This window comes from Cellulosimicrobium sp. NPDC057862 (assembly GCF_042797035.1).
Taxonomy (GTDB): domain Bacteria; phylum Actinomycetota; class Actinomycetes; order Actinomycetales; family Cellulomonadaceae; genus Cellulosimicrobium.
Genome location: NZ_JBHVMH010000002.1, coordinates 399,784 through 417,845, shown reverse-complemented (window position 1 = coordinate 417,845; position 18,062 = coordinate 399,784). Strand labels below are relative to the sequence as shown.

Below are 18,062 nucleotides of genomic sequence, written 5' to 3'. Positions count from 1 at the left end.
CCCGACGCCGTGACGACGCGTCAGGCGGGTCCGTCGTCGCCCGGGTGCCAGCGCTCGCGCGCCAGGGCGCGGTATCGCGCAGACCGGGTCACGCCGACCACCACGACGCACTGCGCCGCGACCGTCGCCGCGACCAGGACCGCCGCCGTGGCGGCGAACGGCACCCCGTCGACCAGGAGCGCGACGCCGCCGCCCGCCAGGCCGGCCAGGACGGAGGGCGTGAGCATCCCGGAGCCGGCCAGGAGCACGAGGGCGAGAGTCGTGGACGCCGACCAGGGTGACAGCAGCTCCCGGACGACGTCGTCGGCGGGCGGTGCGGACGGCTCGGGGGAGCGCAGGAGCGCGAGCCCCGCCCGGCGCTGCCGTCCCTGTCGTGACACCGGGAGCAGGAGCCACACCGCGCCGAGGAGCAGCGCTGCCCCGACCAGCGCACCGCCGACGCCGACGAGGACGTCGATCGACACCTCACCTACCGGCCCGAAGTACCGGTCCGGGCCGAACTTGCGCGGGTGCCGCATCCACAGGCCGATCAGGAACAGGACGATGCCGACCATGCCGGCGCCGCCCAGCACGGCGGCCACCCGGTCGTTCCGGAGCGCGACCCGTCCGTCGGTCCGCGAGGGAGCGGACGGGCCGAGCGCCGCACGCCGACGACGCTCGGCCTCCGCGGCGAAGCGCACCTCGTTCGGCCCCCACGTCGTGCGCACGACGCCCTGCCAGGCAGACCAGCGCGCGCGCAGCCCGCGCAGGAGCAGCAGGCCGACCGCGGTCACCACCCCGACGACCGCGGAGACCGCGACGGTCGGGGTGCGCTCGACGTCGTCACGGTCCATCGCGAAGAGCCCGACCGCCCCGGCGACGAGCGCGAGCACGAGGTACGTCCAGGTGAGCCCGGCGAGCGCCCCCGCCGGGCTCGACTCCGCCACGCGCTTCCGCACCGAGTGCGGCGGGACGTCGGTGCGGGGCCGACCCTCGCTCAGCAGGGCGCGGGTGACCGCGAGCGTCGCCGCGGCGTGCGCCGGCACGAAGACCGGCACCGCGACCGCGAGGGTCAGGATCCACCAGCCCAGCGTCGAGCGCAGGACCTCGTCGGCCTCGTACCTCCCGCCGGAGACCAGCTCACCGCCGACGAGCCCGAGCCCGAGGAGGACGAGGAAGCCCAGGACCGTGCCGACGAGGAACGCCCCGCCGCCCGCCGCGAGGCCGTCGAGGCGAGCCGGGCCCGCGGCGGCGCGGACCTCCACGAACCGGTAGGCCGCCCGCTCGCGGCGGTGACGTGGCCGGTCGTCGCGGGCACGGTCGCCGCGGGCACGGTCGTCTCGGTCCTGGTCGGAGCGGTCGACGCGGGAGGGAGCCACGCGGGCAGGATAGCGAGCGGTTCGCCCGCGGACCGGGGCGGCGTCGTCGGAGCGGACCGTCGGGGCGGCGCCGGGTCAGCCGGGGACCGACGCGCCGACCGGCCGGGGAGCGGCGGACGTCGGCGCGCCCTCGGCCGGGGCGAGCCGCACGGCGACGCCCGGTGCGAGACCCAGCGTCCGCGCCTCCGCGCGGGTCACGACGACGGACACCACCTCGTCCTCGGTGGCCACCTCGGCACGCACCTCGAAGCCCACACGTGTCGTCCGGGTCACGACGCCCGGCACGGGGCCGCCCGGGCGGGCCGGCTCCGTGACGTCCACCGTGCCGTCGGAGGCGCCGTCGGGCACCACCTCGACGTGGACGTCGTGCGGGCGCACGAGCACGCCGCCGAGGCGCGTCACCGGACCGAGGAAGCTCATGACGAAGTCGTTCGCGGGGCGGTCGTAGAGGTCGTCGGGCGTGCCGACCTGCTCGATGCGGCCCTCGTTGACGACGACGATCTCGTCGGCGACCTCGAGCGCCTCCTCCTGGTCGTGCGTGACGAACACGGTGGTCACGGGGATCTCGTCGTGCAGGCGGCGCAGCCAGTCGCGCAGCTCCTTGCGGACCTTGGCGTCGAGCGCGCCGAAGGGCTCGTCGAGCAGGAGGACGCTCGGCCGGATCGCGAGGGCGCGCGCGAGCGCCATGCGCTGGCGCTGCCCGCCGGAGAGCTGCGACGGCAGGCGGTGCGCGAAGCTCTCGAGGTGCACGAGCCGCAGCAGCTCGTCGACGCGCTCGGCGATCTCGGCCTTTGGCGTGCGCCGGATCTCGAGCCCGAACGCGACGTTCCGCGCGACGCTCAGGTGCTTGAACGCCGCGTAGTGCTGGAAGACGAAGCCCACGTTGCGGCGTCGGGCCGGCAGGTTCGTGGCGTCGCGGCCCTCGATCTCGATCTCGCCGGAGTCGGGCACCTCGAGCCCCGCGACGACGCGCAGGAGCGTCGACTTGCCCCCGCCGCTCGGGCCCAGCAGAGCGGTGAGGCGCCCGGTGGGGACGGACACGGAGACGTCGTCGAGCGCGACGAAGTCGCCGAAGGACTTGCGGACGTTGCGGATCTCGATGCTCATGCGTCGGCCTCCGTGGGGGCGGCGGTTCGGGGGGCGGGGCGGCGGGTGCGGGGGCCGGCGGCGTCGTCGGAACGGAGGAAGGTCACCGCGACGATGCACGCGACGGACACGGACGCGAGGAGGAACGCGACCGCGTAGGCCGTGCCCTGCTCGAAGTCCTGGTAGCGCTGCTCGACGAGGAGCGTGGACGTCTGGGTGCGGCCCTCGAAGTTGCCGGACACCACCTTGACGGCGCCGAACTCGCCGAGCGCCCGGGCGAGCGTGAGCACGACGCCGTAGACGACCGCCCACTTGATCGCGGGCAGGGTGATGCGCCGGAAGGTCTGGAACCAGCTCGCGCCGAGGCTCGTCGCGGCGAGCTCCTCGTCGGTGCCGAGCTCGGTGAGCACGGGCACGACCTCGCGGATCACGAGCGGGAGGCACACGAACGCCGTCGCGAGCACGATGCCGGGCGGCGCGAAGATCACCTGGAGCCCGGCGTCCTCGAGCGCTCCGCCGAACCAGCCGTTCTTGCCGTACACCAGCACGAGCGAGAGCCCGACGACGATGGGCGAGACCGAGAGCGGGAGGTCGAGCAGGGCGTTGAGGAGGGCCTTGCCCGGGAAGTCGTAGCGGACGATGAGCATCGAGATCCCGACGCCGAAGACCGTGTTGATCAGCACGACCTGCACCGCGACGGCGGCGGTGAGCTGGAGGGCGAAGACGACGGACGGGTCGGCGAGCGCGCGCTGGAACGTCTCGAGGCCGTCCGCGAAAGCACCCCGCACGACGAGCGAGACCGGCCACCCGACGAGCAGCACCAGGTAGACGACCACGACGGTGCGGAGCGTGCGCCGCACCCAGGGGGAGCTATCCACGGCGGGCCACCCTTCGCTGGAGGAGCTGGATCGTCGCGATGACGACGAGGGACACGAGCAGGAGCACCGACGCGACGGCCGCCGCCTGCTCGGGCTGGCCGTTCTCCAGGTAGCTGAGGATGCGGACGGAGCCGACCTCGGTGCGCATCGGCAGGTTCCCGGAGAGCAGGACGAGCGCGCCGTACTCGCTGATCGCGCGGGCGAACGACAGCGCCGCGCCCGCGGTGATCGCCGGGGCGAGCGCGGGCAGGATCACGCGACGGAAGGTCGTGAGCCGCGTGGCGCCGAGCGACGCCGCCGCCTCCTCGACGTCGCGGTCGAGCTCGGCGAGCACGGGCTGCACGCTGCGCACCACGAAGGGCAGGGTGACGAAGAGGAACGCGAGGAAGACGGCGGCGCGCGTGTTCGCGACGTCGATCCCGAGCGGTCCCGACGGCCCGTACAGCGCGAGCAGCACGAGTCCGGCGACGATCGTCGGGAGCGCGAACGGGATGTCGATGAGCACCTCGAGGAGCCGCTTCCCGGGGAACCGGTCGCGCACGAGGACCCAGGCGATGAGGGTGCCCATGACGACGTTGACGGCCGTCACGGCGAGCGCCTGCGTGACCGTGAGGGTCAGCGCCGCGGCGGTCTGCGGCTGCGTCACCGCAGCGACGAAGGCGGGCCAGCCGCCGACGGACGTCTCGACGAGCACGGCGATCAGCGGTATGAGCGCGAGCGCCGAGAACCACACGAGCGCGACCCCGAGCCCGAGGCCCGAGGCCGCGGTCAGGCGGTAGGGGCCGTTGGGCGTCCGACGTGCCCGGCGGACCCGGCGCGGCCGGGACGCGGCCGGAGCCGGGCGGCGCTCGCGCGCCGCCCGGCCCGGTCGTTCAGCGAGGGTCGAGGACACGGGTCACTGCTTCCCGGTCTCGGCCTGGATCTTCGTCACGAGGCCCTCGTCGCCGAAGAACTTGTCGTTCGTGGCCGACCAGCCGCCGAAGTCGTCCGCGATGGTGAGGAGCGTCGGGACGGCCGGGAACGGGTCGCCCGGGTCGTTGGCGCCCTCGACCTCGAAGTCGACGTCGTCCCCGGTCAGGGGGCGGAAGCCCACGTGCGCGAACGCCTCCTGGCCCACGGGCGTGAGGACGAAGTCGAGGTAGCTCTGCGCCTTGGGGTCGGCGTCGACCGTCACCGCGGCCGGGTTCTCGATGAGGAGCGTCTGGTCGGGGACCACGTAGTCGAACGTCTCGCCGTTCTGCCGCGCGAGGATCGCCTCGTTCTCGTAGGACAGCAGGACGTCGCCCGTGCCGGACGTGAACGCCGTGGTGGCGTCGCGGCCGCTGCCCGGGAGCGCGACGGCGTTGGTGAAGAACTTCCGCAGGTACTCGGTCGCGTCCTCCTCGGAGCCGCCGTTCGCGATGACGCTGCCCCACCCGGCGAGGATGTTCCAGCGGGCCGAGCCCGACGAGCCGGGGTTCGGGGTGACGATCTCGACCCCGGGCTGGACGATGTCGTCCCAGCTCTGGATGTTCTTCGGGTTGCCCTCGCGCACGACGAGCACGACGACGGACTGGCTGACGATGCCCTTGTTGTCGCCCGCGTTCCAGTCCTCGGCGACGAGGCCCGCGTCGACGAGGCGCGTGACGTCGCCCTCGAGCGAGAAGTGGACGTAGTCAGCCTCCAGGCCGTCGGCGACGGCGCGGCTCTGGTCGCCGGAGGCGCCGTACGACGTCTCCCACGTGACGCCCTGGCCGTCCTCGGTCTCGCCCCACAGCTCCTGCGCGGCGTCGTTGCCCGCCTTGGGCACGGCGAAGCCGACGAGGGAGAGGGTCGTGGGCTCGACGTCGGAGCCCGCGTCGCCGCTCGCGTCCCCACCGCCGGACCCGTCGACGGCGGTCGGCGCGCAGGCGGTGAGGACCAGGGCGGTGGCTGCCGCGGCAGCCGCGAGGGTGATCGTCGTCCGGAGGCGTCGCATGGTGTCGTCCTTCGTCGGGGTCCCGGGAGGCCGGGAGCGGGTGGTCGAGCCGGGGTGGAGCAGGAGGTGGAGCGAGTGATCGATCAGACGATCGAGCGGCACGGCCGGGGCAGCCGGCGTGATACTGGACTGCCGCGGTCGGGTAAGTCGAGATTCAAGCGCGGCGTTCCCACGCAGCGAAACCCCTGACCGACAGGTGGGACGACGTAACGCCATCGTGAACGCCCGCCCGGCCGCACCGCGGGTCGCGCGCTCCGGCCCGCCGTCCGCATGACCTCGCGCTTCGGTCCGGACGCACCTGCTGTGGGACACTGAGGTACGTGGCCCCCCGCGGAGATGGACTTCTCAACCACGACCTCATGCCCGGCGAGAAAGGCCCCCAGGACGCCTGTGGCGTCTTCGGTGTCTGGGCGCCCGGCGAAGAGGTCGCCAAGCTCGCCTACTTCGGGCTGTACGCGTTGCAGCACCGAGGCCAGGAGTCGGCCGGCATCGCCACCAGCAACGGTGAGCAGATCCTGGTCTACAAGGACATGGGACTCGTCTCCCAGGTGTTCGACGAGACGGCCCTCAACGCCCTGACGGGGCACATCGCCGTCGGGCACTGCCGGTACTCGACCACGGGCGGTGTGACGTGGGAGAACGCCCAGCCGACGCTCGGCGCGACCGCGGCCGGGACCGTCGCGCTCGGGCACAACGGCAACCTCACCAACTCGGCCGAGCTCGTCAACCTCGTCGCGGAGCGCTACGGCAGCCAGCGCCGCGGCGAGCTCGCGCGCGGCAACACCACGGACACGGCGCTCGTCACCGCGCTCCTCGCGGGCGACGCGGACCACACGCTCGAGGCGACGGCGCTCGAGGTGCTCCCGCGGCTGCGCGGCGCGTTCTCGCTCGTCTTCATGGACGAGCGCACCCTCTACGCCGCGCGCGACCCGCAGGGCGTGCGCCCGCTCGTCCTCGGCCGCCTCGAGCGCGGCTGGGTCGTGGCGAGCGAGACGCCGGCGCTCGACATCGTCGGCGCGTCGTTCGTGCGCGAGGTCGAGCCGGGCGAGCTCATCGCGATCGACGCGGACGGCCTGCGCTCCCAGCGCTTCGCGCCCGCCGAGCGCGCGGGCTGCGTCTTCGAGTACGTCTACCTCGCGCGCCCCGACACCGCGATCAACGGCCGCTCCGTGCACGCCGCCCGCGTCGAGATGGGCCGCCAGCTCGCGCGCGAGCACTCCGTCGAGGCCGACCTCGTCATCCCCGTCCCCGAGTCGGGCACGCCCGCCGCGGTGGGCTACGCCGCCGAGTCGGGCATCCCGTTCGGCCAGGGGCTGACCAAGAACGCCTACGTCGGGCGCACGTTCATCCAGCCGTCGGACACGCTGCGCCAGCTCGGCATCCGGCTCAAGCTCAACCCGTTGCGCGACGTCATCCGCGGCAAGCGCCTCGTCGTCGTCGACGACTCGATCGTGCGCGGCAACACCCAGCGCGCGCTCATCCGCATGCTCCGCGAGGCCGGGGCGGCCGAGGTGCACGTGCGCATCAGCTCGCCGCCCGTGAAGTGGCCGTGCTTCTACGGCATCGACTTCGCCTCCCGCGCCGAGCTCATCGCCAACGGCCTCTCGCCCGACGAGATCGGGCAGTCGCTCGGCGCCGACAGCCTGGGCTACATCTCGACCGAGGGCATGATCGCGGCGACCGAGCAGCCGTCGTCGCAGCTCTGCACCGCGTGCTTCACCGGGAAGTACCCCATCGAGCTGCCGCCGGACGACCAGCTCGGCAAGCACCTCCTCGAGCAGGCCGAGCTCCCGCTCGGTGCGCCCGAGGACGGGCTGCGCAGCCTGTCGGTGACCGCCGGCGGGGCCGGCGCGCTCCAGCACCCGTGAGCTCACCCCGCATCCGACCTCGAGACCACCAGCACCGCCGGCGCCTGCGCCGCGAGACCTCCTTGGAGCCGACACCGTGACTGCCGACTCGCCCCAGACGGGCCTCACCTACGCCGCCGCGGGCGTCGACACCGAGGCCGGTGACAAGGCCGTCGAGCTCATGAAGGACGCCGTGCGCCGCACCCACGGGCCGCAGGTCCTCGGTGGCGTGGGCGGCTTCGCGGGGCTCTACGACTTCTCCGAGGTCGCGACCTACCGCCGCCCCCTGCTCGCGACGTCGACCGACGGCGTGGGCACCAAGGTCGCGATCGCCCAGGCGCTCGACGTCCACGACACGATCGGGTTCGACCTCGTCGGCATGGTCGTGGACGACATCGTCGTGGTGGGCGCCAAGCCGCTGTTCATGACCGACTACATCGCGTGCGGCAAGGTCGTGCCGGAGCGCATCGCGGGCATCGTCCGCGGCATCGCGGCGGCCTGCGAGGTCGCGGGCACCGCGCTCGTGGGCGGCGAGACCGCCGAGCACCCTGGCCTCCTCGGCGAGGACGAGTACGACGTCGCCGGCGCCGCCACGGGGGTCGTCGAGGCCGACCGGCTGCTGGGCCCCGACCGCGTGCGCGAGGGCGACGTGCTCGTCGCCATGGCCTCGTCGGGCCTGCACTCGAACGGGTACTCGCTCGTGCGCGCCGTGCTCAAGCACGCCGGCTGGGGCCTCGAGCGCCACGTGGACGAGCTCGGGCGCACGGTCGGCGAGGAGCTCCTCGAGCCCACGCGGGTGTACGCGAGCGACTGCCTCGCGCTGGCCGCCGACGACGCCGCGCAGGTCCACGCCTTCACGCACGTCACCGGCGGCGGGCTCGCCGCGAACCTCGCGCGCGTCCTGCCCGCCGGGCTCGTCGGCGTCGTGGACCGCGCGAGCTGGGACGTGCCGCCGGTCTTCCGCCTCGTGCGCGAGCTGGGCGGTGTGCCGCGCGGCGACCTCGAGAACACGCTCAACCTCGGCGTCGGCATGGTCGCGGTGGTCGGTGCCGACGGCGTCGACGCCGCGCTCGCACGCTGCGCCGCGCTGGGTGTCCCCGCGTGGGTGCTCGGCACGGTCGAGGCCTACGACCCTGCGGCGGTCACCGACGTCGCAGACGGTGACCTCGTCGCGGGCACCAAGGGCGTCCAGGCGGGCGCCGTGCGCCTCGTCGGCGACTACCGCGCCTGATCTCCGGTGTCCCCGGGCGGGTCCGGCGCCTGCCGACCCGCTCGGGCGAGGCCGCTCCCGCGACCGGGCACGACGACGTCGGAGGGCGACGGGTCAAGGCACAGCGACCTCGGGGCGAGCAGGGCCGTCGCGGGCCGGTGCGCGGAGGGAGACGGGTCGCGAACGACGACCGCGCCGTCGCCTACCAGGGGCAGGCGACGGCGCAGTCGAGGTCGAGACGCTTCCGCGGCAGTACGCGGCGAGAAAAGTGGTCGACGACCGTCAGCGGTCGTCGGACCAGTCGTTGTAGCGCTGGTCGTAGCGCTCGAGGTCGTCCGACGACTCGGCGCCGAAGCGCGAGTCCGTCACGACATCCGTGTGGCTGTGACCGGTGAGCTCTTGCTCGAGCGCACTGTAGTTCGTCTCGGGGCTGTAGTACTTCAGCGCGCGAGCGACCTTGGTCTGCTTTGCCTTCTGACGGCCGCGGCCCATGGCTCCGACCCCCTCAACGTAGAAGCGGGGCGGCTACGTGCTCAGACGTGCGGCCCCGGGGTGTAGTTTCGTCTGTTCAGGGTCCAACGGTACATGCTCAGGGCCTATTCCATCCACTCAGAAGACCGTGACGGGCAGCGGACGTGCCTACCGTCACACAGTCTCCACGAGCGGGGGAGCAGCCAGGTGTCGCGCGAGGCGCGGCGCGAGGGCGAGGAGCCCGGCCGGCACCACTCGTAAGCCGCACGAGCGCCTATCCGGCCGATCCGACCATAGGCGGCCTAATTCACCCGTCCGTCAAGTCGCCCGAAATCCGCATGCTGCGACAATGGAGGGTACTGGCGTCGTGCTGTCGTCGTGATCCGGGGTATCTGCCGGACCAGCGCGTACCAGGAGGAGGTGTCGTGATGTCCATGCACGGAGAGTCCGAGGTTCTGCTCACGCCCGCCGAGGTCGCCAGCCTGTTCCGCGTCGACCCCAAGACGGTCACCCGCTGGGCGAAGGCGGGCAAGCTCTCGTCGATCCGTACGCTCGGGGGGCACCGCCGCTACCGCGAGTCCGAGGTCCGAGCGCTGCTCGGTGCCGCCAGCGAGCCCGCGGAGGGCACCGACAAGTCCTGAGCCGGCCTCGCGCCCGCGCCGCCGGCACGGCCGGCGCGACGGACACGGCACAGGTCCGAGGGGTTCTCCCGGTCTGACGAGCCCGACCAGGAGGCGCCCTAGGAGCGCCGCCGCAGGATCGCTGCGGTGACCAGCGCGACACCTGCCACGACGGCACCCAGGAGCAGCTTGACGTTGCGCGAGCGGTCCGGGTCCTCCTCGGGCAGCCCGCCTCCCGTGAGGAACGCACCGGTGTCCGAGGCCGCCTGCTTCGCCTGCTGGGCCGCCGCCTTCGCCTGCACGCGCGGGTCCAGGCGGGTCGTGAGCTCGTCGATCGTCCCCGCCAGCTCGGCGCGCGTGCGCGCGATCTCGTCCTCGATCTGGGACTGGGACAGCGGGGGCACCGGGGCCCCGTCGGTTCCGCTCACGGGCGCAGTCCTTCCTTGATGGTGGCCACGTCTTCCTTGATGCTGTCGACCGCTCCGGTCGGGGTCGGCGGGACGCCGCGCTGGAGCTGCTTGACGCCGACGAACGCGAGCGTACCGGCGACGAGCACGAGGACGAGGCCGACGATCAGCGCGGCGAGCCACAGCGGCATGACCGTCGCCAGACCCTCCATCGCCGAGTGGAGGAGGAAGCCGAGGCCGTAGAGGACGAGCACCCCGCCCACGACGAGCATGCCGATGCCGATGCCGGCGTGCTTGGCCTTCGTGGTGAGCTCGGCCTTCGCGAGCGCGATCTCGGAGCGGACGAGGCGGGTCGCCTGCTCGGACAGCCGCTCGACGAGCTGCCCGACCGTCGGCTTCTGCTCCTCGGGCGGGATGCGCCCGTCGATCCAGTCGCTCATCTCTCCGCCTTTCCGCAGGTGACCCCACCACTCAACCGGCACCCGAGGCGGCGCGCAACTTCCCGCGGGCCGGTGCCGGACGCGGAGGGGCGGTCGTGCGACGTCGTCGCCGAGATGCAGAAGACCCCCGCCCGGGTCCCGGACGGGGGTCTCTTCGGTGGCTCCGACCGGCGTCGATCCGGTGACCTTTCGATTTTCAGTCGAACGCTCTACCAACTGAGCTACAGAGCCATGGGGGAAGAGCCCGGCCGGCCGATGCCGACCGGGCTCTTCGCCTCACGCGACCCTGACGGGACTTGAACCCGCGACCTCCGCCGTGACAGGGCGGCGCGCTAACCAACTGCGCTACAGGGCCTTGCTGTTCTTTGCGACACACACCTTAACACCAGAGCACCCGGTGGTTTTCACCAGTGAACCTGGTGGTGTGGTGGCCCGCTTTCGAACCGAGAGGATCGTACCGTACCGATGAGCCGATCCGTAAATCCGCTGGTGGTCACCGGTCCCGGCGCGATCACGCGTACCCCCAACGGGATTCGAACCCGTGCTACCGCCGTGAAAGGGCGGGGTCCTAGGCCGCTAGACGATGGGGGCTCAGGAACGTGCGCCAGTGTACAGCGGCGGGACCGTGGCTTCCCGGTCGGGGTCGTGTCCGGAGCGGTGCCGCGCCCGCGGCCAGGCCGGCGCTCACGCCGGTGCCGTGGACGGGGGAGGATGGTCGTGTGGTGGAGATGACGCGGGCCGAGTTCGAGGACGCCGTGCGGGACGGGCTGGACCTCGTCCCGGCGGACCTGGCGGCGCAGATGGACAACGTGGTGGTGCTCGTCGAGGACGACGCGCCCGCCGACGACCCGGACCTCCTGGGGCTCTACGAGGGCGTCCCCCTCACCGAGCGGGACCACATGTGGGCGGCGGGGGCGCTGCCCGACCGCATCACGATCTTCCGCAACCCCACCCTCGCGATCTGCGAGACGCGCGAGGACGTGGTCGAGGAGGTCGCGGTGACGGTCGTCCACGAGATCGCGCACCACTTCGGCATCGACGACGACCGCCTGCACGAGCTCGGCTGGGGCTGAGACCGGGCGGCGTACGGGTGCCGCTCGCTACGATCGGGTGGTGACGACGAGCGCCGCGAGCGATCCCCGGCACGACGGCGCGCACGACCACGAGGCCGTCGCGCGCCTGCTCCACGCGCTCGCGGACCCGAGCCGGCTCGCGATCGTCCACCTGCTCACCGGCGCCGAGCGGCGCGTCGTCGACCTCACGCGCGAGCTCGGGCTCGCCCAGTCGACGGTCTCCGCGCACCTGACGACCCTGCGCGAGGTGGGCGTGGTCGCCGTCCGGCGCGAGGGGCGCTCGTCCTGGTACCGGCTCGTGCGGCCGGAGGTGGCGCACCTGCTCGCCGACGCGGAGCACGTCGCGCTGGCTCCCTGACCCCCGCGGTGACGCGTCCCGCGGCGCAGCCGGTCTGGCATCCATCGTCGATCACCGATATCATCGTCATTGAACGATGAATGGAGGGTCATGGGAGCCGGGCACGACCACGGCGCGGGGGGTGCCGCGCCCGACCACCGCACGCGGCTCGCGGTCGCCTTCGGGATCACCGCGACGATCCTCGTCGCGCAGGCCGTCGGGGCGGTCCTCACGGGGAGCCTCGCGCTCCTGACGGACACGGCGCACATGCTCACCGACGCGACGGGGCTCGCCGTCGCGCTCGTCGCCGCGTCGCTCGTGCTCCGCCCGGCGACCAAGCGCCGCACCTGGGGCTTCCGCCGCGTCGAGGTGCTCGCGGCCCTCGCGCAGGCGGCGCTCCTCCTCGCGGTCGGCGCGTACGCCGTCGTCGAGGGTGTCCGGCGGCTGTTCTCACCGCCGGACGTCCCCTCGTCGGAGCTCCTCGTCTTCGGGATCGTCGGCCTCGTCGGCAACGTCGTCGCGATCGCCGTCCTCGCGTCCGGGCGCCGCGCGAACCTCAACCTGCGCGCGGCGTTCCTGGAGGTCGTCAACGACGCCCTCGGGTCGGTCGGGGTGATCGTGGCCGCCGTCGTCATCGCGACGACCGGGTACCAGCAGGCGGACGCGATCGCCGGCCTGTTCATCGCGCTCCTCATCGTCCCCCGTGCCTTCCGCCTCCTGCGTGAGGCGACGGCCGTGCTCATGGAGTTCACGCCGGAGGGCCTGGACCTCGACGACGTCCGGGCGCACATCCTCTCGCTCGACCACGTCGAGGACGTGCACGACCTCCACGCCTCGACCGTCGCGACCGGCCTGCCGACCATCTCGGCGCACGTCGTGGTCGACGACGCGTGCTTCCGGGACGGGCACGCGCTCGAGATCACCGAGCGGGTCCGCGCGTGCGTCGCGCACCACTTCCCGGTCTCCGTCGAGCACTCGACGTTCCAGCTCGAGACGGCCGCGCTCCGCGACCGCGAGGCGCACGGCCACGCCTGAGCGCGCGGCACGTCGCGCCGAGCCCGGCGACGACCCCGGGTTCGGCGCCGCGGGGGTGGTGGTCGGTCCCACTAGGGTGGTTGGCATGACGATCCTCGTGACCGGCGGAGCCGGGTACATCGGCGCGCACGTGGTGCGCCTCCTCCAGGAGCGTGGCGAGAAGGTGGTCGTGGTCGACGACCTCAGCACCGGTCGCGCGGACCGCGTCGGCGACGCGACGCTCGTCCAGGTCGACGTCGCGGCGCCCGAGGCGGTGGACGTGCTGACGCGCGCCCTCACCGAGCACGAGGTGCGCGCGGTGATCCACTTCGCGGCGCGCAAGCAGGTGGGGGAGTCGGTCGAGAAGCCGGCCTGGTACTACCAGCAGAACGTCGGCGGCTTCACGAACCTCGTCACCGCGATGCAGGCCGCGGGCGTGGACCGGCTGGTCTTCTCGTCGTCCGCGGCGACGTACGGCATGCCGTCGGTCTCCCTCGTCGAGGAGAAGCTGCACGCCGAGCCGATCAACCCCTACGGCGAGACCAAGCTCGTCGGCGAGTGGCTCGGCCGCGCGGCGGGTCGCGCGTGGGGCCTGCGGTTCGTCGCGCTGCGCTACTTCAACGTGGCCGGCGCGGGCTGGCCGGAGCTCGGCGACCCCGCCGTGCTCAACCTCGTCCCCATGGTGCTCGACCGCCTGGAGCGCGGCGAGCAGCCCAAGATCTTCGGCGACGACTACCCGACGCCGGACGGCACGTGCATCCGCGACTACATCCACGTGCTCGACCTCGCGCATGCGCACCTCGCGGCGCTCGGGTACCTCGACGCCGACGAGCGCCCGTTCGACGTGTTCAACGTCGGGACCGGGCAGGGGTCGTCGGTGCGCGAGGTGATCGACGAGATCGGGCGCGTCAGCGGGCTCGACGTCACGCCGGAGGTCCTGCCGCGGCGTGCGGGCGACCCGCCGCAGCTCGTCGGCGACCCGCGCCGGATCAACGAGCTCTTCGGCTGGACGGCGACGAAGGGGCTGCCCGAGATCATCGCGTCGGCGTGGGAGGCCTGGCAGGCGGGCCCGCGTCGCATCGACGTCGCGGTGCCCGGCGGCGCGGAGGGTGCTCCCGAGGTGTGAGCGCGCGCGTCCCGTGCCACTCTTAATTCCTCAGCATGCTGAGGAATGACCGGGGAGGTGCCCCGGCGACGGGAGACGGGACGACGACGTGGGCGACGAGAACGACCCGGCACGGCTGTACGACCTGACCGCAGCGCGGGCGAGCCGGGTCGTGCTCGCGTCCTACTCGACCTCGTTCGGGCTGGGTGCGCGCCTGCTCGACGCCCCGACGCGGGACGGCATCGACGCCGTCTACGGCCTCGTCCGCATCGCCGACGAGGTCGTGGACACGCGCCGCGGCGACGGCGCCGCCGATCTCCTCGACGAGCTGGAGGCCGAGACGGCGAAGGCGCTCGAGCGCGGATGGTCCACCAACCTCGTCGTGCACTCGTTCGCGCTCGCGGCGCGGCGCTGCGGCTTCGGTCGCGCCGAGGTCGACCCGTTCTTCGCGTCGATGCGCACAGACCTCACGGTGCGCGTGCACGACCGCGAGAGCTACGAGCGGTACGTCTACGGCTCGGCGGAGGTCGTCGGTCTCATGTGCCTCGCGGTCTTCCTCAACGCGCGACGCCGCCCGGGCGAGCCGCTCCGGGTGCCGGACCCCGTGCTCGTGCGGGGCGCGCGGGCCCTCGGCGCGGCGTTCCAGAAGATCAACTTCCTGCGTGACCTGCGCACCGACCACGACGAGCTGGGGCGCGCCTACCTGCCCGGCGTCGTCCCGGGCCGGCTGCGGCGTCGTGACGTCGAGGCGTTCTGCCGCGAGGTCGAGGAGGACCTCGCCGCGGCGCGGGCGGCGCTCCCCGGGCTGCCGGTGCGGCCGCGGATCGCCGTCGCCGCGACGGTCGCGGTCTACGAGCGGCTCCTCGCGCGCCTCGCGGCGACGCCGCCCGAGGACATCCTGCGTGCGCGCGTGCGCGTCCCCGACACCATGAAGGTCGCCCTGGCCGCCCGGGCCGCGGGCGGTCAGCTCCTGGGGCAAGTGGCCTCGGGCCGGTCCCCGCGCTCGCGGAAGGTGCTCGCGTGAGGGCACCGCGCGTCGTCGTCGTCGGGGGTGGGATCTCGGGGCTCGCGACCGCGGCGCTGCTCGCGCGCGGGGGCGCGCGCGTCACGCTGCTGGAGCGCCACGAGGTCCTGGGAGGCCGGGCCGGCACGCTCGAGCTCGACGGCTTCCGCTTCGACACCGGGCCGTCCTGGTACTTCATGCCCGAGGTGTTCGACCACTTCTTCGCGCTCCTGGGCGCGCGGGTCGAGGACCACCTCGACCTCGTCCCCCTCGACCCGGCCTACCGCGTCTTCTTCGAGCCCGACGGCGCCGACGCCGCGTCGACGTTCGAGCTCTCGGCGAGCCCGGGCGTGAACCGCTCCCGGTTCGACGCCGTCGAGCCCGGCGCCGGCGGACGCCTCGCCGCCTACGCCGCGGACGCGAGCGAGGCGTACGGCCTCGCGCTCGACCACTTCCTGTACACGACGTTCGAGCGCCTCGACCGGGCGCTCTCGCCGGCGGTGCTGCGCCGGCTCCCTCGCCTCGCCGCGTTGCTGCGCGAGTCGCTCGCCGACCGTGCGGCGCGCGCCGTCGAGGACCCCCGGCTGCGCCAGCTCCTGGGGTACCACGCCGTCTTCCTGGGCTCGTCGCCGTACCGTGCCCCCGCGCTGTACTCGCTCATGAGCCACCTCGACCTCGTCGACGGCGTCCAGTACCCCCGTGGCGGGATGCACACGCTGATCGAGGCCGCCGCGCGGCTCGCGCGCGCCGAGGGCGCCGAGGTGCGCACCGGGGCCGACGTCACGGGCATCGAGGTCGACGGAGGAGAAGGACGGCGCGGGCGCGTCACGGGCGTCCGCCTCGCCTCGGGCGAGCTCGTGGAGGCGGACGTCGTCGTGTCGGCCGCCGACCGGCACCACACCGAGACCGCGCTCCTCGAGTCGCGCTGGGCCGACCTGCCCGCCGCAGCGTGGGAGGACAAGGGGCCGGGCATCTCCGCCCTGCTCGTGCTCGCCGGGGTCCGGGGCGAGCTGCCCGAGCTCGCGCACCACTCCCTCTTCTTCACGCGCGACTGGCCCGCGAACTTCGACGCCGTGCTCGGCACCGACCGCCGGAGCGACCCACGCGGGCTGCGCGTACCCGACCCGGCCTCGCTCTACGTGTCGCGCACGTCCGCGACGGACGGGCCGTCGTCGAGCGCCCCCGCTGCCCCGCCCGGGCACGAGAACCTCTTCCTCCTCGTCCCGTTCCCCGCCGACCCGACGCTCGGTGCCGACGTCCCGTCGCAGCGCACGCTCGAGGCGCTCGCGGACCGCTACCTCGCACAGGTCGGCCGGTGGGCCGGGATCGAGGACCTCCCGGGCCGGGTCGTCACGCGGCGCGTGCTCGGGCCCGCCCACTTCTCGACCGAGCTCTCCTCGTGGCGCGGGGGCGCGCTCGGCATGGAGCACACCCTGCGGCAGTCCGCGCTGTGGCGGCCGGGCAACGTCTCCCGCCGTGTCGACGGGCTGTACCACGCCGGTGGTGGCACGATCCCGGGCGTGGGACTGCCGATGTGCCTCATCAGTGCCGAGCTCGTCGCGAAGCGGCTGCTCGGCGAGACGTCGTCGCGCCCGCTTCCCGCGCCGCTGCGCGCCGGGTTCCTCGCGGCCAGCCGCAGGCCCGCGCGGCTGCGCCCGGCCGACCGCGGTCCTGTCGAGGTCCGCCGGTGACGGGCCTCGCGTACCTCGGCGCGCTCGCCGTCTCGCTCGGGGGTCTCGCCCTGCTCGACCGGCGCTTCCGCCTCGCGTTCTGGTCCGACTGGCGCCGCGCCGCGCTCACGGTGGGCCTGGGCGTCGTCGGGTTCCTCCTGTGGGACGTCGCGGGCCTCGTGCTCGGCATCTTCGCCCGCGGGGAGAGCCCCTGGATGACGGGGCTCCTGCTCGCGCCCGACCTCCCCGTCGAGGAGGCGGTCTTCCTGACGCTCCTGTGCTACAACGCGCTGCTCGTCTGGCGCGCTGCCGAGCGCGTGCTCACCGCGCGCCGTGCCCGGGCGGAGGGCGACGCGTGACGAACATCGTGCTCAACGTGATCGTCCTGGTGGTCCTCGTCGTCGTGTCGTGGCGCGTGCTGCGGCGCCTGCGACCGGGCCCGCTCGTGTGGACCGCCGTCGTGATGTGCGTGCTCACGCTCGTGTTCGACACGCTGATGATCGCCGCCGACCTCTACGTCTACGCCCCGGACAAGATCCTCGGCGTGTACGTCTGGGGCGCTCCGCTCGAGGACTTCGCCTACGCGCTCGCCGCGGCGCTGGGCGTGCCGGTGCTGTGGACGGTGCTCGGGGCGCGCGGCCGCGACCGCGCCGCCGACGACCGTGCCACCCCCGGCCGGGCCACCGACGGCCGCGCCGACGAGGACGCCCGGTGAAGGACGTGCTGGCCGCGTCGCGGCCGTTCTCCTGGATCAACACCGCCTACCCGTTCGCCGCCGGCTATCTCGTGGCGACCGGCGGCCGGGTCGACCTCGCGCTCGTCGTCGGGACGCTGTACTTCCTCGTGCCCTACAACCTGCTCATGTACGGCGTGAACGACGTCTTCGACTACGCGAGCGACCTGCGCAACCCGCGCAAGGGCGGGATCGAGGGGGCGCTCGCCGACCCCGCGACCGCGCGGACGACCCACCAGCGCATCCTGCGCGCCTGCGTGGCGACCAACGTGCCCTTCCTCGTCGCCCTGGTGCTCCTGGGCGACCCGCTCGCCGGCGTGGTCCTCGCGCTCGTCGTGTTCGGCGTCGTCGCCTACTCCGCCCCGGGTCTGCGGTTCAAGGAGCGCCCGTTCCTCGACTCGTTCACGTCCGCGATGCACTTCGCCGGGCCGCTGCTCTATGCGCTCGTCCTCGTGGACGCCGACCTCTCCGCGCGCTCGGTGTGGCCCGTGCTCGTGGGGTTCGTCCTGTGGGGCATGGCGTCGCACGCGTTCGGCGCGGTGCAGGACGTGCGCGCGGACCGCGAGGGCGGCATCGCGTCCGTCGCGACGGCGGTCGGCGCGCACGCGACCGTGCTCGGCGCGGCGGGGGCGTACGTGGCCGCCGCGGCGGTCCTCGCCGTCCTGCCGTGGCCCGGCGTCCTCGCCGCCCTGCTGCCGCTCCCGTACGCGGCCAACGTGCTGCGGTTCCGCGACGTGCGCGACCACGACTGCGAGCGCGCGAACGCCGGCTGGCGCACGTTCCTGTGGCTCAACCTCGTCACGGGATTCCTCGTGACGATGCTGCTCATCGTGACCGCGCTGGCCTGACCGCC

The 18,062-nt window shown here is 73.5% G+C and carries 20 protein-coding genes and 3 tRNA genes; 12 read left to right on the top strand and 11 right to left on the bottom strand.

Going from position 1 to position 18,062, the window contains the following annotated elements; all coding sequences use genetic code 11:
- Positions 1-20: 20 nt before the first annotated feature.
- The 5 genes from ACFVN3_RS04545 to ACFVN3_RS04525 all read right to left on the bottom strand — a co-directional run bounded on the left by ACFVN3_RS04545 (position 21) and on the right by ACFVN3_RS04525 (position 5,279).
- The gene (locus tag ACFVN3_RS04545; protein ID WP_378230985.1) at positions 21-1,358 is read right to left on the bottom strand and encodes a hypothetical protein; all 1,338 of its coding nucleotides are present in this window, start codon (positions 1,356-1,358) and stop codon (positions 21-23) included.
- A 75-nt stretch (positions 1,359-1,433) separates the two neighbouring features.
- Positions 1,434-2,465 (bottom strand): sulfate/molybdate ABC transporter ATP-binding protein, encoded by a 1,032-nt coding sequence (locus tag ACFVN3_RS04540; RefSeq protein ID WP_378230982.1) that lies wholly within the window; start codon positions 2,463-2,465, stop codon positions 1,434-1,436.
- Positions 2,462-3,322, bottom strand: a complete 861-nt coding sequence (locus ACFVN3_RS04535; RefSeq protein WP_378230980.1) for a sulfate ABC transporter permease — start codon at positions 3,320-3,322, stop codon at positions 2,462-2,464. Before ACFVN3_RS04535 ends, ACFVN3_RS04540 begins: the two co-directional genes overlap by 4 nt.
- Positions 3,315-4,214: a sulfate ABC transporter permease subunit CysT gene (gene cysT / locus ACFVN3_RS04530; protein WP_378230978.1), complete on the bottom strand. Its 900-nt coding sequence runs from the start codon at positions 4,212-4,214 to the stop codon at positions 3,315-3,317. The genes ACFVN3_RS04535 and cysT overlap by 8 nt, the downstream gene beginning before the upstream one ends.
- Before the next feature lie 3 nt (positions 4,215-4,217).
- Positions 4,218-5,279: a sulfate ABC transporter substrate-binding protein gene (locus tag ACFVN3_RS04525; protein WP_378230976.1), complete on the bottom strand. Its 1,062-nt coding sequence runs from the start codon at positions 5,277-5,279 to the stop codon at positions 4,218-4,220.
- A gap of 320 nt (positions 5,280-5,599) precedes the next feature.
- Between ACFVN3_RS04525 and purF the strand changes: the two genes are divergently transcribed.
- Both purF and purM read left to right on the top strand, forming a co-directional pair.
- Positions 5,600-7,147: an amidophosphoribosyltransferase gene (purF, locus tag ACFVN3_RS04520; RefSeq protein ID WP_378230973.1), complete on the top strand. Its 1,548-nt coding sequence runs from the start codon at positions 5,600-5,602 to the stop codon at positions 7,145-7,147.
- Positions 7,148-7,223: 76 nt separating this feature from the next.
- On the top strand, positions 7,224-8,357 hold the full coding sequence (gene purM / locus ACFVN3_RS04515; protein ID WP_378230971.1) for a phosphoribosylformylglycinamidine cyclo-ligase: 1,134 nt from the start codon (positions 7,224-7,226) through the stop codon (positions 8,355-8,357).
- A gap of 261 nt (positions 8,358-8,618) precedes the next feature.
- Here purM and ACFVN3_RS04510 read toward each other — a convergent pair whose 3' ends face one another.
- A complete protein-coding gene (locus ACFVN3_RS04510) occupies positions 8,619-8,828 on the bottom strand; it encodes a DUF3073 domain-containing protein (protein ID WP_047231363.1) in 210 nt (69 codons plus the stop codon).
- A 407-nt stretch (positions 8,829-9,235) separates the two neighbouring features.
- Between ACFVN3_RS04510 and ACFVN3_RS04505 the strand changes: the two genes are divergently transcribed.
- Positions 9,236-9,448 (top strand): BldC family transcriptional regulator, encoded by a 213-nt coding sequence (locus ACFVN3_RS04505; protein WP_024839011.1) that lies wholly within the window; start codon positions 9,236-9,238, stop codon positions 9,446-9,448.
- Positions 9,449-9,546: 98 nt separating this feature from the next.
- On the opposite strand, the gene ACFVN3_RS04500 is transcribed toward ACFVN3_RS04505, so the two are convergent.
- The 5 genes from ACFVN3_RS04500 to ACFVN3_RS04480 all read right to left on the bottom strand — a co-directional run bounded on the left by ACFVN3_RS04500 (position 9,547) and on the right by ACFVN3_RS04480 (position 10,865).
- Complete coding sequence (locus tag ACFVN3_RS04500; RefSeq protein WP_378230968.1) at positions 9,547-9,855, bottom strand: DUF3618 domain-containing protein; 309 nt, start codon at positions 9,853-9,855, stop codon at positions 9,547-9,549.
- Complete coding sequence (locus tag ACFVN3_RS04495; RefSeq protein WP_378230966.1) at positions 9,852-10,274, bottom strand: phage holin family protein; 423 nt, start codon at positions 10,272-10,274, stop codon at positions 9,852-9,854. Before ACFVN3_RS04495 ends, ACFVN3_RS04500 begins: the two co-directional genes overlap by 4 nt.
- 158 nt (positions 10,275-10,432) lie before the next feature.
- Positions 10,433-10,505 (bottom strand) — tRNA-Phe (locus tag ACFVN3_RS04490).
- 50 nt (positions 10,506-10,555) lie between these two features.
- A tRNA-Asp gene (locus ACFVN3_RS04485) sits at positions 10,556-10,629 on the bottom strand.
- Positions 10,630-10,792: 163 nt separating this feature from the next.
- A tRNA-Glu gene (locus ACFVN3_RS04480) sits at positions 10,793-10,865 on the bottom strand.
- Between the two features lie 137 nt (positions 10,866-11,002).
- Here ACFVN3_RS04480 and ACFVN3_RS04475 point away from each other — a divergent pair.
- The 9 genes from ACFVN3_RS04475 to ACFVN3_RS04435 all read left to right on the top strand — a co-directional run bounded on the left by ACFVN3_RS04475 (position 11,003) and on the right by ACFVN3_RS04435 (position 18,057).
- A complete protein-coding gene (locus tag ACFVN3_RS04475) occupies positions 11,003-11,347 on the top strand; it encodes a metallopeptidase family protein (RefSeq protein WP_378231395.1) in 345 nt (114 codons plus the stop codon).
- A gap of 40 nt (positions 11,348-11,387) precedes the next feature.
- Complete coding sequence (locus ACFVN3_RS04470; protein ID WP_064315011.1) at positions 11,388-11,705, top strand: helix-turn-helix transcriptional regulator; 318 nt, start codon at positions 11,388-11,390, stop codon at positions 11,703-11,705.
- Positions 11,706-11,795: 90 nt separating this feature from the next.
- The gene (locus tag ACFVN3_RS04465) at positions 11,796-12,719 is read left to right on the top strand and encodes a cation diffusion facilitator family transporter (protein ID WP_378230963.1); all 924 of its coding nucleotides are present in this window, start codon (positions 11,796-11,798) and stop codon (positions 12,717-12,719) included.
- A gap of 85 nt (positions 12,720-12,804) precedes the next feature.
- A complete protein-coding gene (gene galE, locus ACFVN3_RS04460) occupies positions 12,805-13,824 on the top strand; it encodes a UDP-glucose 4-epimerase GalE (protein WP_378230960.1) in 1,020 nt (339 codons plus the stop codon).
- A gap of 88 nt (positions 13,825-13,912) precedes the next feature.
- A complete protein-coding gene (locus ACFVN3_RS04455; protein WP_378230957.1) occupies positions 13,913-14,827 on the top strand; it encodes a phytoene/squalene synthase family protein in 915 nt (304 codons plus the stop codon).
- On the top strand, positions 14,824-16,497 hold the full coding sequence (crtI, locus tag ACFVN3_RS04450) for a phytoene desaturase family protein (RefSeq protein WP_378230954.1): 1,674 nt from the start codon (positions 14,824-14,826) through the stop codon (positions 16,495-16,497). The genes ACFVN3_RS04455 and crtI overlap by 4 nt, the downstream gene beginning before the upstream one ends.
- The gene (locus ACFVN3_RS04445; RefSeq protein ID WP_378230952.1) at positions 16,494-16,835 is read left to right on the top strand and encodes a lycopene cyclase domain-containing protein; all 342 of its coding nucleotides are present in this window, start codon (positions 16,494-16,496) and stop codon (positions 16,833-16,835) included. Before crtI ends, ACFVN3_RS04445 begins: the two co-directional genes overlap by 4 nt.
- Complete coding sequence (locus ACFVN3_RS04440; protein ID WP_378230950.1) at positions 16,832-17,191, top strand: lycopene cyclase domain-containing protein; 360 nt, start codon at positions 16,832-16,834, stop codon at positions 17,189-17,191. The genes ACFVN3_RS04445 and ACFVN3_RS04440 overlap by 4 nt, the downstream gene beginning before the upstream one ends.
- Positions 17,188-18,057 carry a prenyltransferase gene (locus ACFVN3_RS04435; protein ID WP_378230947.1) on the top strand — a complete coding sequence of 290 codons (870 nt, stop codon included), beginning with the start codon at positions 17,188-17,190 and terminating at the stop codon, positions 18,055-18,057. Before ACFVN3_RS04440 ends, ACFVN3_RS04435 begins: the two co-directional genes overlap by 4 nt.
- Positions 18,058-18,062: the final 5 nt, after the last annotated feature.